Source organism: Pseudomonas sp. B21-028 (genome assembly GCF_024749045.1).
Taxonomy (GTDB): Bacteria; Pseudomonadota; Gammaproteobacteria; order Pseudomonadales; family Pseudomonadaceae; genus Aquipseudomonas.
The window spans coordinates 3,562,601-3,576,428 of record NZ_CP087184.1 but is presented as its reverse complement, the minus strand read 5'-3'; the positions used below and the strand labels follow the sequence as shown (position 1 = coordinate 3,576,428).

General features: G+C 62.3%; 8 protein-coding genes. 5 read left to right on the top strand and 3 right to left on the bottom strand.

From position 1 onward, the window contains the following. Positions 1-16: 16 nt before the first annotated feature. Complete coding sequence (locus LOY35_RS15500) at positions 17-694, bottom strand: Crp/Fnr family transcriptional regulator (protein ID WP_258624524.1); 678 nt, start codon at positions 692-694, stop codon at positions 17-19. A 503-nt stretch (positions 695-1,197) separates the two neighbouring features. On the opposite strand from LOY35_RS15500, the gene LOY35_RS15495 reads away from it, so the two are divergent. Beyond that, positions 1,198-2,226, top strand: coding sequence for an IS110 family transposase (locus tag LOY35_RS15495; RefSeq protein ID WP_258624523.1), 1,029 nt, complete (start codon positions 1,198-1,200; stop codon positions 2,224-2,226). A gap of 793 nt (positions 2,227-3,019) precedes the next feature. Here LOY35_RS15495 and narL read toward each other — a convergent pair. Together narL and LOY35_RS15485 are read right to left on the bottom strand one after the other, a co-directional pair. Continuing rightward, positions 3,020-3,667, bottom strand: coding sequence for a two-component system response regulator NarL (gene narL / locus LOY35_RS15490; protein WP_258624522.1), 648 nt, complete (start codon positions 3,665-3,667; stop codon positions 3,020-3,022). Further along, complete coding sequence (locus tag LOY35_RS15485; protein WP_258624521.1) at positions 3,664-5,463, bottom strand: HAMP domain-containing protein; 1,800 nt, start codon at positions 5,461-5,463, stop codon at positions 3,664-3,666. Before LOY35_RS15485 ends, narL begins: the two co-directional genes overlap by 4 nt. 305 nt (positions 5,464-5,768) lie before the next feature. Between LOY35_RS15485 and LOY35_RS15480 the strand changes: the two genes are divergently transcribed. The 4 genes from LOY35_RS15480 (at position 5,769) to narH (ending at position 13,828) form a co-directional block, all read left to right on the top strand. Beyond that, the gene (locus LOY35_RS15480) at positions 5,769-7,070 is read left to right on the top strand and encodes a nitrate/nitrite transporter (RefSeq protein ID WP_408981257.1); all 1,302 of its coding nucleotides are present in this window, start codon (positions 5,769-5,771) and stop codon (positions 7,068-7,070) included. Further along, positions 7,048-8,445, top strand: a complete 1,398-nt coding sequence (locus LOY35_RS15475) for a NarK family nitrate/nitrite MFS transporter (protein WP_258624518.1) — start codon at positions 7,048-7,050, stop codon at positions 8,443-8,445. The genes LOY35_RS15480 and LOY35_RS15475 overlap by 23 nt, the downstream gene beginning before the upstream one ends. Positions 8,446-8,511: 66 nt before the next feature. After that, entirely contained in the window at positions 8,512-12,279 is a 3,768-nt protein-coding gene (locus LOY35_RS15470) for a nitrate reductase subunit alpha (protein WP_258624515.1), read from the top strand. 10 nt (positions 12,280-12,289) lie between these two features. After that, positions 12,290-13,828 (top strand): nitrate reductase subunit beta, encoded by a 1,539-nt coding sequence (gene narH, locus LOY35_RS15465; RefSeq protein ID WP_258624513.1) that lies wholly within the window; start codon positions 12,290-12,292, stop codon positions 13,826-13,828.

Sequence of the window (13,828 nt, the reverse complement as noted above, 5' to 3'; positions counted from 1 at the left end):
TCACCACAATGCGGTGCTATTGCTGGTAATCCACCAGCGCCTCCTCGGCCAGGATGCGAATGTTGCGCCGCTCCATGGCGATCAGGCCGCCGTCCACCAGGCGATGGAGAATGCGCGAGAAGGTTTCCGGCTGGATACCCAGCTTGGAGGCCACCAGGCGCTTGGACACTTGCAGCACCACCTGGCCGTTGCGGGGATCGCGCTCCTGCAACAGGAAATTGATGACACGCCGGCTGGCGCTGGCCAGGGTCAGGTTATCGATGTCCTTGAGGCGTTGGTGCAAGTGCATGCTGATGCTCGCCAGAATCGCCAGGCAGACCTTGGGTTGGTCTTCCAGGGCCTTGCGATAATGGGTGCCTTCGATACTCACCAGCACGCTGTCCTTGAGCGCTGCCGCGCTTACCGGATAGCAACGGGCCTGGCTGAACAGCAGCGCCTCGGCGAAGGTCTGGCCGGGCTGGATGATCTCCACCAGGTTCTCCTGGCCCTCGCCAGTGACCCGGAACAGCTTGACCTGACCGCTGATCAACAGGAAAAACCGCCTGGCCGGGTCGCCCTGGTGCATGAGTGTGCTGTTGCACTCCAGGCGCTTGAGCACGGCCAGGTTGCACACGTCTTCGAAGACGCGCTCCGGCAAGTGGCTGAACAAGTGGTGACGACGCAACATTAGAACGATGGAAGGGTGAGTCAGCATGGCGTACCTCCGCGTGCCGTCATGGTAGAACCCCACGCGCCGCCGGCCTATGCCTCGGCAGGCCTACCTCGGAAGAGGGATGGGGGTCGTGCACTACCTCTCAAACCCCAAAATGTGGTCAGTGCCAGACACAAAACCAGCAGACGCCAGGAACCACTGTGGGAGCGGGCTTGCTCGCGATAGCGGTGGGTCAGCTGGCGGGGATGTTGGCTGTACTGACGCCATCGCGGGCAAGCCCGGCTCCCACAGGGATTTGTGTCGGACGCAGAGCCAGCAAACACCAGGAACCACTGTGGGAGCGAGCCTGCTCGCGATAGCGGTGGGGCAGCTTGCCGGGATGTTGGCTGTACTGACGCTATCGCGGGCAAGCCCGGCTCCCACAGGGATTTGTGTCGGACGCAGAGCTAGCCGGCACCAGAAACTACTAATGAGATGGCTACCCCCGCTGCCCCCTGTGAACGCCCACTAAGCTTTCACAGGGGGATCTACCGGAGACCGCCGTCATGAACAAAGTAGCCGTTGTCGCCATCGACCTTGGAAAGCTCACCTTTCACGTACATGAGCAAGATGATCAGGGGCATCCACTTCTGCGCAAAAAGTTTAAGCGAGTGGAGCTCCTCCAGCATCTAGCAAATCTCGAACCGTGCATCGTCGTGATGGAAGCCTGTGGTGGGGCCCATTTCATGGCGCAAGAAGTCGCCAAGTTTGGGCATTCTCCCAAACTGATAGCGCCTCATCTCGTACGTCCTTATGTGAAAAGCAACAAAAACGATTTCGCCGATGCCGAGGCAATCTGCGAGGCCGCCAGTCGTCCCACGATGCGCTTTGTACCGGTTAAAAACCAAGCTCAGCAGGCTTTGGCGATGCTCAACTCGGTGCGCGACTCGTTCATTAAGGATCGCACGGCGACCGTCAATCGGATCCATGCAGCGTTTCTGGAAGTCGGCGTCAGCCTGACTCCAGGCTACAAATCGCTCAAGGACATACCAGCCCTGTTGGAGGCAAGTTCATTTCATGGGCTCATCCGCAAACTCCTGGCGGACTTGTACGAGCATTACCTCTACCTCAATCTGCGTATCAAGGCGTTAGACAAGGAGGTCGACTGCCAGGCCGCTGGAGATGATCTGGCCTCCCGCCTGATGACAATGCCGTGCGTGGGTCCGATCACCTCCAGCGTCCTGGCTGCCGAAGTGGGCGACGGTAAGCAGTTCAAATGTGGTCGAGACTTCTCAGCGTCAATTGGACTGGTCCCCAAACAACACTCAACGGGCGGACGGACGGTACTTTTGGGCATCAGCAAGCGTGGCGATCGAAATCAAAGGCGCCTGTTCGTCCAGTGTGCCCAGACGTATGTGAACAGGCTGGATCGACAGGAAGGGAAGCTGGCCGATTGGGTTCGCAAGCTCCTGGCCAGCCACCGTCACCGCAACCTTGTGGTCTGCGCACTGGCCAACAAGTTAGCCAGGATCGCTTGGTCAATTGCGGCAAACCATACGGTATTCGATGCAGGGCCAAGCGCGATGAACGCCTGACCCCGCTATTACCCGAGCACCACCTACCTGGTTTTGCGATGCTGGATAACAGATGACATGAACGGCTAACCGGCCTGACGAAAACCCTGGGCTCCCACACGGCTGCAAGGCCGTTCAACTAATCAGGATCGTCGGGCATCGAATTCTCATCAAGGCGCGGGGGACGCAATTCCCCACCCAGACGCCGGATAGATGAAAGCAAGCCAAACACGCATCAAAGACAGTATTGCAGAAAAGGGGGTAACCATAGATGTGGGAGCGGGCTTGCTCGCGAAAACGGTGTGTCTGCTTGCCGGGATGTTGGCTGTGCTGACGCAATCGCGAGCAGGGCTCGCTCCCACAGGGGATCTGTGCCAGACACAAAGCCAGCAGACACCAGGAACCACTGTGGGAGCGAGCCTGCTCGCGATAGCGGTGGGTCAGCTGGCGGGTATGTTGGCTGTACTGACGCCATCGCGGGCAAGCCCGGCTCCCACAGGGATTTGTGTCGGACGCAGAGCTAGCCGGCACCAGAAACTACTGTGGGAGCGGGCTTGCTCGCGATAGCGGTGGGTCAGCTGGCGGGATGTTGGCTGTACTGACGCCATCGCGGGCAAGCCCGGCTCCCACAGGGACTTGTGTCGGACGCAGAGCTAGCCGGTACCAGAAACTACTGTGGGAGCGGGCTTGCTCGCGAAAACGGTGTGTCTGCTTGCCGGGATGTTGGCTGTGCTGACGCCATCGCGAGCAGGGCTCGCTCCCACAGGGGATCTGTGTCAGACACACTGCCTGCAAGCACTAGGTGGGAGCTGATTCAGCCGGCTCCGCGCAAATGCTCCATCGCCCAGACCGCCGCCTCGACCCGCGAGCGCAAGCCGAGTTTGTGCAGGAGGTTCTTGACGTGGACCTTGACCGTGCCTTCGGTGATGCCCAGTTTGTGCCCGATGACCTTGTTGCTGTAGCCGCTGGCGATGGTCTTGAGTACCTGGCGTTCGCGTTCGGTCAGTTCCACTTCGGGCTGGCGCGGTGGCGAGCGCAGGGCCTGGGCCATGACGCGGGTCAGGCCGGGACTGATCACCAGGGCCCCGCCGAGGGCGTCGCGGATGTACTGGATCAGCAATTCGGGTTCCATGTCCTTGAGCAGGTAGCCATTGGCGTCCAGGCGCAGGGCATCGCGGATGTCGTCCTCGGCGTCGGACACGGTGAACAGCAGCACCTTGCCGCTGTAGTGCATGGCCCGCAGCCGACGCAGGGTCTCGATGCCGTTCATCTGCGGCATGTTGTTGTCCAGCAGCACCAGATCGGGCTTGAGCGGTTCGATCAGCGTCAGGGCTTCTTCGCCATGGCTGGCTTCGCCGACGATCTGCAGATCGTCTTCGAGCTCGAGCATCTGACGGATCCCGCGACGCATCATCGGATGGTCGTCGACCAGTAGCAGGGAGTGGCGCAGGGGGGCGTTCATGTGGCAAGGCCTTCGGTGGGTTGACCCAGGAATTCCGGTTGGAAGCGCACCTGGATACGGGTGCCCTGGGGAGTTCGGGAGAGAATCTGCAACCGGCCACGCAGGCTGCGGGACCGCTCGTTCATGATGTTCAGGCCATGGTGTTCGCGCTGGTCCACCTCACCGCTGAACCCACGGCCATCGTCTTCGATCGACAGCTGGACCGTTTCGCCTTCCTGGCGCAACTGCAGCCAGGCGTTCTCGGCATGGGCATGCCGCAGGCAATTGGACAAGGCTTCGCGAGTGATCTGCAGGATGTGGATCTGCTCGCTGGCCGACAGCTCGAAGGCCAGGGTGTCGATGAACAGATGCACCTGGAAATCCCCACGGGCGGAGAACTCTTCGGCGGTGTCCTTGAGCTCCTCCACCAGGCCGTCGTCATGGATCTGCAAGCGGAAGGTGGTGAGCAACTCGCGCAACTGGCGATAGGCGTTGTTGAGCCCTTCGCGCAATTCCCCGGTCACCGTCTCCAGGGTCTGCACCGGTTCGCCACGACGCATCAGGGTCTGCATGCGACTGACTTGCAGCTTCATATAGGACAGGGCCTGGGCCAGTGAGTCGTGCAGTTCCCTGGCAATGATCGTGCGTTCGTCGAGCAGCAGCAGGCGATGGTCCTGCTCGCGCTGGCGCTTGAGCGACAGTGAGGTGCCGATCAGGTTGGCCAGGGCCTGGATCAGCGCGGTTTCCCAGGGCCGTGCCGAGTGGCCGTCGACAAAGTGCGCCTTGAGTTCGCCCAGCTCATTGCCCTGGTTGCTGATGCTGAACGTCAGCGGTTGCGCAGCACCATGTTTCTGGCAAGTGGCGCAATCGCTGCTGGCGCAGACCTCGCGGTTGTTGGCGCCGTGAATGGCCAGCAGCTGTCGCGCGGGTGCCTGCAATTGTCCTTGCAGGCACAGCGACAGGCGCAGGCCCGGCAGCCGTTGCTGGAAGCGCTGGATCAACTCGTCCAGGCCTTGGGCATTGGCCTGGCGCGTAGCCAGGCTGCGGCTGCTCTGGTACAGCAGCTCCAGGGCGGCATTGGCCTGTTGCAGGTTCAACGTCTTTTGCCGGACCTGGTTCTCCAGGGTGCGATGGGACTCCTCGATGGTTTCGGCCATGGTGTTGAAGCTGGTCGCCAACTGGCCCAATTCATCCTCGGACTGATGATTGACCCGCACCTGGAACTCGCCACGGCGAAAACGCTGGGTCGCGACCACCAGCTCTTGCAAGGGGCTGATCACGCTGTACTGCAATTCGTACAGGCCGATGAGCAGGATGATCATGGTGCTGAACAGCGCCATGCCCTGGATCGTCTGTTGCCAGCCCTGTTTGTGCTCGCTCTGGCGTTGCAGCAGGGTGACGAACCGGTCCAGTTGCTCGACGAACGCGTCGGCACTGGCCTGGAAGAACGCCGAATCGCCGCGCTCGACGGCAGGGCGCAGCGTCTGGTTCCAGCGTTGCAAGAGGTCGCGATAGCTCTGGTGCAGGGCGGTGGTCGGGCCGTCTTCCAGCACGGCGCGAAGGGCAGGGCTATTGAGGCGTTGCTGCAGGCTATCGATGATCGGGGTGACGTCCCCGGTGGCACCGGCCGCCAGTTTCCAACTGAGGTGGTAGGTCTCCATGCGCACCGAACCGGCGGTGTTGATCGCCGCTGCATCGCCCTGGCTGAACCAGGCGATCAACCCGGCGCTCAGGGAGCTGGCCAGGGCGAGGATGGCGATGAGAATCACCGCGACCCCGGCGCGTGCGGGCAGGGAACTGCGCAGCCAGCCCATCATCGTGGCTGGCCCTGGAAAAAAATGTTCAAGCCTGACATGGAGCGTCCCGGACGAGGGGTGTTGCAGCCGTCCTGGGCGCACTACCTCTAAAGAGTTGTTGGCCGCTCCGTTTCGATAAAAGCCTCGGCCAACTTGTTCAAGAGATTGATAAACAAAGGGTTCTATCAATTTCCAGATCTACCCCCTTGGAGGTAGACGGGCCCAGCATAGGCCAGGACGGCCCCTGGGCTCGTTGACCCAGGTCAAGTTTTTACCGGGTTCGCATCACTAGGCTGCGCTCATCGAATCGAGGGGAGTGCAGCGTGATGCGAGCGCAAGTGCAACAAGGGCTGGTACTGGGGATGAGTACCCTGGCCTTCACCGTGTGCTTCATGGTCTGGATGATGTTTGCCGTGCTGGGCGTTCCGATCAAGGAAATGCTCGCCCTCAACGAGACCCAATTCGGCCTGCTGGCCGCCACTCCGGTACTGACCGGTTCGCTGGTGCGCCTGCCCCTGGGGATCCTGACCGACCGCTTTGGCGGGCGGATCGTGTTCTTCCTGTTGATGCTGTCCTGCGTATTGCCGCTGTACCTGATCACCCTGGCGACCGAGTTCTGGCAGTTCCTGGTGCTGGGCCTGTTTGTCGGCCTGGCCGGCGGTTCGTTTTCGGTCGGTATCGCCTACGTCGCCAAGTGGTTCGACAAACAGAACCAGGGCTTCGCCATGGGTGTGTTCGGCGCCGGCAACGCCGGTTCCGCGCTCACTAAGTTCCTGGCCCCGGCCCTGATCGCCCTGGGCACCTGGCACCTGGTGCCGAAGGTGTTCAGCGCGATCCTGTTCATCACTGCACTGCTGTTCTGGTTCCTCACCGCCGAGAAAAAGGAGCATCGCAGCGTCGGTGGCGCGAGCCTGCGCGAACAACTCAAGGCCTTGAAAGAACCGGCCGTGTGGCGCTACTGCCAGTACTACTCGATCGTGTTCGGCGGCTACGTCGCCCTGGCCTTGTGGATGACCAAGTACTACGTGCAGGAATACGGTTTCAGCCTGCAAAGCGCCGCGCTGCTGGCCGCCTGCTTTTCCCTGCCGGGCGGCGTGCTGCGTGCCGTCGGTGGCTGGATGTCGGACCGCTGGGGCGCCCAGAGCGTGACCTGGTGGGTGTTGTGGGTCAGCTGGATCTGCCTGTTCCTGCTGTCCTACCCCCAGACCCAGCTGCAAGTGCACACCGTCAACGGCATCGTCGACTTTCACATCGGCCTCAGCGCCACGCTGTTCACCGTGCTGCTGTTCGTGATGGGCATCGCCTTCGCGTTCGGCAAGGCCTCGGTCTTCAAGTACATCGCCAACGACTACCCGAAAAACATGGGCGCGGTGTCCGGCATCGTCGGCCTGGCCGGCGGCCTGGGCGGCTTTGTGCTGCCGATCCTGTTCGGTGCCCTGGTGGACCTCACCGGCGTGCGCTCGTCCTGCTTCATGTTGCTGTACGGCGTGGTCTGGGTCTCGCTGATCTGGATGTACCTCAGCGAAATCCGCAAGCGCCCGCTGCTGGGCAAACAACCACTTGCCAGCCAATCCCCGTTTTCCAGCATTGCCCAAGGAGAAGAACATGTCCGTTCTGCAAACGCCTGACAAAGGCCCGGTCATTCATGACTGGCGCCCGGAAGACCCGGCCTTCTGGGGTCGCAGTGGCAAACAGACCGCACGGCGCAACCTGTGGATCTCGATCCCGGCGCTGCTGCTGGCCTTCGCGGTGTGGATGGTCTGGAGCACGGTGATCGTGCGCCTGAACGCCATCGGTTTCAGCTTCAGTACCGACCAGTTGTTCTGGCTGGCGGCACTGCCGGGACTGTCCGGCGCGACCTTGCGAGTGTTTTACTCGTTCATGGTGCCGATCTTCGGCGGACGCCGCTGGACGGCCCTGAGCACCGCCTCGCTGTTGGTGCCCGCGCTGTGGATGGGCTTCGCCGTGCAGGATCCGGCCACGCCCTACAGCGTGTTCGTGCTGATCGCACTGCTCTGCGGCTTTGGTGGCGGCAACTTCGCCTCGAGCATGTCCAACATCAGCTTCTTCTATCCCAAGTCCCAGCAGGGCACCGCTCTGGGCCTGAACGCCGGCCTGGGCAACCTCGGCGTGTCGGTGATGCAGTTCTGTGTGCCGCTGGTGATTTCCTTCGGAGTGTTCGGCTTCATGGGCGGCCAGCCGCAGGTGTTGGCCGATGGCAACACGCTGTGGTTGCAGAACGCCGGGTTCATCTGGGTGCCGTTCATCCTCGCCGTGACCCTGATTGCCTGGTTCGGCATGAACGATCTGTCCAGTGCCCGTGCGTCGTTCAGCGAGCAAGCGGTGATTTTCAAGCGCAAGCACAACTGGCTGATGTGCTGGTTGTACCTGGCCACGTTCGGCTCGTTCATCGGTTTCTCCGCCGCGTTTCCACTGTTGATCAAGACCTCGTTCCCGGACGTCATCGCCCTCAAGTTTGCCTTCCTCGGCCCCCTGGTGGGTGCCCTGGTGCGGCCATTGGGCGGCTGGCTGGCGGACAAGCTCGGTGGCGCGAAAGTCACCCTGTGGAACTTCGTGCTGATGATCGCGATGGTGTTCGGTGTCCTGCACTTCCTGCCGCAAGGCGGCCAGGGCGGGAGTTTCTACGGTTTCCTGGGAATGTTCATGTTGCTGTTTATCACCACCGGGGTGGGCAACGGTTCCACCTTCCGCATGATCCCGGTGATCTTCCGCACCCTTCACGAAAAAGCCGCCCTGGGCAAAAAGCCCGAGCAGCGTGAGCAAGCGCTCAAGAACGCCGGCAAGGAATCGGCCGCGGTGCTGGGTTTCAGCTCGGCCATGGGCGCGTTCGGCGCGTTCTTCATTCCCAAATCCTTCGGCACTTCGATGGCCCTGACCGGCGGCCCGGAGATGGCCTTCTACATGTTCGTCGGCTTCTACCTGAGCTGCATCGTGGTGACCTGGTGGTGGTATGCGCGCAAGGGCGCCGCGACACCTTGCTGATTCGAAATTACCTGTTGCGTGGGCGGGGCGCAGACCCCGTGAAGCAAGCCTGAGAGGAAAGACACTGTGAGTCATTTACTGGATCAACTGCGGTTCTTCAACCGCAAGCAAGGCGAGTTTTCCGAGGGGCATGGCGAGACTCGCAAGGAGTCCCGGGACTGGGAGAACGTCTACCGTTCCCGCTGGCAGTACGACAAGATCGTGCGCTCCACCCATGGGGTGAACTGCACCGGCTCGTGCTCGTGGAAAATCTACGTCAAGAACGGCCTGATCACCTGGGAAACCCAGCAGACCGACTACCCGCGCACCCGCAACGACCTGCCCAACCACGAGCCACGCGGCTGCCCTCGTGGCGCCAGCTACAGCTGGTACATCTACAGCGCCAACCGGCTCAAGTACCCGAAGGTGCGCAAGCCATTGCTCAAGCTGTGGCGTGATGCCCGGCAAACCCTGCCGCCGGTGGAAGCCTGGGCCAGCATCGTCGAGAACAAGGCCAAGGCCGACTCGTATAAAAGCAAGCGCGGCATGGGCGGCTTCATCCGTTCCAACTGGGAAGAAGTCAACGAAATCATCGCCGCCGCCAACGTCTATACCGTCAAGCAACACGGCCCTGACCGGGTGGTGGGCTTCTCGCCGATCCCGGCCATGTCGATGGTCAGCTACGCCGCCGGCGCTCGCTACCTGTCGCTGATCGGTGGCGTGTGCCTGAGCTTCTACGACTGGTACTGCGACTTGCCACCGGCCTCGCCGATGGTCTGGGGCGAGCAGACCGACGTGCCGGAATCGGCCGACTGGTACAACTCCAACTACATCATTGCCTGGGGCTCCAACGTCCCGCAGACCCGTACCCCCGACGCGCACTTCTTTACCGAGGTGCGCTACAAGGGCACCAAGACCGTGGCAATCACCCCGGACTATTCGGAAGTCGCCAAGCTCACCGACCTGTGGCTCAACCCTAAGCAGGGCACCGATGCCGCGCTGGCCCAGGCGTTCAACCATGTGATCTTCAAGGAATTTCACCTGGACAGGCCCAGCGCCTATTTCACCGACTACGCCAAGCGCTACACCGACCTGCCGGTGCTGGTGATGCTCAAACCGATGCTCGGCACGGCGCCGGGCGCGGGCTACCAGCCGGACCGTTTCCTGCGGGCCGGCGACCTCACCGATAACCTCGGCCAGGACAACAACCCCGAGTGGAAAACCATCGCCCTCGATGCGGCCGGCGAACTGGTCTCGCCCCAAGGCTCCATCGGCTATCGCTGGGGTGAGAAGGGCAAGTGGAACATCCTGCCCCGTGAAGGCGGCGAGGGGCGTGAGATCGACCTCAAGCTGAGCCTGATCGGCGGCGATGTGGCCGAAGTGGCTTTCCCGTACTTCGCCGGCGAAACCCAGGAGCACTTCCAGCACGTGGCCGGTGACGCGGTGCAGTTCCGTCGGGTACCGGTGCACAGCGTGGTGCTGGCCGACGGCAGCGTGGCGAAAGTCGCCACCGTGTTCGACCTGTCGGCGGCCAACCTGGCGATCGACCGTGGCCTGGGCGGCGCCAACGTGGCCAAGGACTACGACGACGCCTCGGTGCCTGGCACGCCGGCCTGGCAGGAGCAGATCACCGGTGTCAGCCGCGAGAAGGCGATCCAGATCGCCCGCGAATTCGCCGACAACGCCGACAAGACCCGTGGCCGCTCGATGATCATCGTCGGTGCGGCGATGAACCACTGGTACCACATGGACATGAACTACCGCGGGCTGATCAACATGCTCATGCTCTGCGGTTGCATCGGCCAGACTGGCGGCGGCTGGGCTCACTATGTCGGCCAGGAAAAACTCCGCCCGCAGTGCGGCTGGTTGCCCCTGGCCTTCGGCCTGGACTGGAACCGTCCTGCGCGGCAGATGAACGGCACCAGTTTCTTCTACGGCCACAGCTCGCAATGGCGCCACGAGAAGATGAGCATGCACGACGTGCTCTCGCCCCTGGCAGACAAGTCGCAGTTCCCCGAGCACGCCCTGGACTACAACATCCGCGCCGAACGCGCCGGCTGGCTGCCCAGCGCGCCGCAGCTCAACACCAACCCATTGCACATTTGCCGCGACGCCGCCGCCGCGGGCATGGAGCCCAAGGACTACGTGGTCAAGTCCTGGCAGGACGGGTCGCTGCGCTTTGCCTGTGAACAGCCCGACAACCCGGTGAACTTCCCGCGCAACATGTTCATCTGGCGCTCCAACCTGTTGGGTTCTTCGGGCAAGGGCCACGAGTACATGCTCAAGTACCTGCTCGGCACCAGGAACGGCGTGATGAACGAAGACATCGGCCAGGTCGGCGACTGCAAGCCGACCGAGGCCGAATGGGTCGACGAGGGCGCCATCGGCAAACTCGACCTGGTGACCACCCTGGACTTCCGCATGTCCTCGACCTGCGTGTACTCCGACATCGTCTTGCCGACCGCTACCTGGTACGAAAAAGACGACATGAACACCTCGGACATGCACCCCTTCATCCACCCGTTGTCGGCGGCGATCGACCCGGCCTGGGAGTCGCGTTCGGACTGGGAAATCTACAAGGGCATTGCCAAGGCGTTCTCGGCCATGTCGGTCGGACACCTGGGTGTCGAGAAGGACCTGGTCACCGTCCCGTTGATGCACGACAGCGTCGGCGAGCTGGCCCAGCCGTTTGGCGGCACCGACTGGAAAACCGCCGGGGTGGCGCCGCAACCGGGCAAGAACGCCCCGAACCTGCAAGTGGTGGAGCGCGACTACCCGAACATCTACAAGCAATTCACCTCCCTGGGCCCGATGCTCGAGAAGCTCGGCAACGGCGGCAAGGGCATCAACTGGAACACTGACACCGAAGTGAAATTCCTCGGTGAGCTGAACCACCACGAAGTGGACGCCGGCATCAGCCAGGGCCGGCCAAAAATCGACAGCGCCATCGACGCCGCCGAAGTGATCCTGTCTCTGGCCCCGGAAACCAACGGCCACGTCGCGGTCAAGGCCTGGGCGGCGCTGTCGGAATTCACCGGCATCGACCACAGCCACCTGGCCGTATCCAAGGAACACGAAGCGATCCGCTTCCGCGACATCCAGGCCCAGCCGCGCAAGATCATTTCCAGCCCGACCTGGTCCGGCCTGGAAGACGATCACGTGAGCTACAACGCCGGCTACACCAACGTTCACGAGTCGATCCCCTGGCGCACCATCACCGGCCGCCAGCAGTTCTACCAGGATCACCCGTGGATGCAGGCGTTCGGCGAACAGCTGATGAGTTACCGGCCACCGGTCAACACCCGGACCATCGAAGGGGTGAAGGGCAAGCGCAGCAACGGTGAGCCCGAGATCGTCCTCAACTGGATCACGCCGCACCAGAAGTGGGGCATCCACAGCACCTACACCGACAACCTGTTGATGCTCACCTTGAGCCGTGGCGGGCCGATCATCTGGCTCTCCGAGATCGACGCCCGGCGCGCCGGCATCGAGGACAACGATTGGGTCGAGTGCTTCAACGCCAACGGCGCGCTGACCGCCCGGGCGGTGGTCAGCCAGCGGGTCAAGGAGGGCATGGTGATGATGTACCACGCCCAGGAACGGATCGTGAACGTGCCCGGTTCGGAAACCACCAAGACCCGTGGTGGCCACCACAACTCGGTGACCCGCGTGGTGCTCAAGCCCACCCACATGATCGGTGGCTACGCCCAGCAGGCCTACGGCTTCAACTATTACGGCACGGTCGGCTGCAACCGCGACGAATTCGTCGTGGTGCGCAAGATGGCCAAGGTCGACTGGCTCGACGGTTCCAGCGGCGATGACCTGCCGCGTCCCCTGCCGACTGAGCTGGATTGAGGAGATTGAAATGAAGATTCGTTCACAGATCGGCATGGTCCTGAACCTGGACAAATGCATCGGTTGCCACACCTGTTCGATCACCTGCAAGAACGTCTGGACCAGCCGTGAAGGCATGGAATACGCCTGGTTCAACAACGTCGAGACCAAGCCCGGCATCGGCTATCCCAAGGAATGGGAAAACCAGGACAAGTGGAAGGGCGGCTGGGTGCGCAATGCCGACGGCTCGATCAACCCGCGCATCGGCGGCAAGTTCCGCGTGTTGGCGAACATCTTCGCCAACCCGGACCTGCCGGGCCTGGACGACTACTACGAACCGTTCGACTTCGACTACCAGCACCTGCACACCGCGCCCCTGGGTGAGCACCAGCCCACCGCGCGGCCGCGCTCGCTGGTCTCCGGCAAGCGCATGGAGAAGATCGAGTGGGGCCCGAACTGGGAGGAAATCCTCGGCACCGAGTTCGCCAAGCGGCGCAAGGACAAGAATTTCGACAAGATCCAGGCGGACATTTACGGCGAGTACGAAAACACTTTCATGATGTACCTGCCGCGCCTGTGCGAGCACTGCCTGAACCCTGCGTGCGCGGCGTCGTGCCCGAGCGGCGCGATCTACAAGCGCGAAGAGGACGGCATCGTCCTGATCGACCAGGAAAAATGTCGCGGCTGGCGCATGTGCATCAGCGGCTGCCCGTACAAGAAGATCTACTTCAACTGGAAGAGCGGCAAGTCGGAAAAGTGCATCTTCTGCTATCCGCGCATCGAAGCCGGGATGCCAACGGTCTGTGCGGAAACCTGCGTCGGCCGGATTCGCTACCTCGGCGTGCTGCTGTATGACGCCGACCGCATCAGTGAAGTGGCGAGCACCGCCAACGAACAGGACCTGTACGAGAAGCAACTGGAGATCTTCCTCGACCCGAACGACCCGGCGGTGATTCGTCAGGCCCTGGCCGATGGCGTGCCGCAGTCGGTGATCGACTCGGCACAGCGCTCGCCGGTCTACAAGATGGCCGTGGACTGGAAACTCGCACTGCCGCTGCACCCGGAATACCGCACCTTGCCGATGGTCTGGTACGTGCCGCCACTGTCGCCGATCCAGAACGCTGCCGCCGCCGGCACCGTGGGCATGAACGGGGTGATCCCGGACGTCGACAGCCTGCGCATTCCGCTGCGCTACCTGGCCAACCTGCTGACCGCCGGCGATGAAAAGCCCGTCAAGCTGGCCCTCAAGCGCCTGCTGGCAATGCGTGCCTACAAGCGTTCCGAACAGGTGGACGGCGTGAAAGACCTGCAAGTGCTGGCCGATGTCGGCTTGAGCGTGAACCAGGTCGACGAGATGTACCGCTACCTGGCCATCGCCAACTACGAAGACCGTTTCGTCGTGCCGAGTGCTCACCGCGAAGACGCCATGAGCGACGCGTTCGCCGAGCGCTCCGGGTGCGGCTTCAGCTTCGGCAGCGGTTGCAGCGGCAGTTCCGACACCAACATGTTCGGCGGCAAGAAAGCCAACCGTCGTGACGTGATCAAGACCGTGCAGTTGTGGGAGGAATGA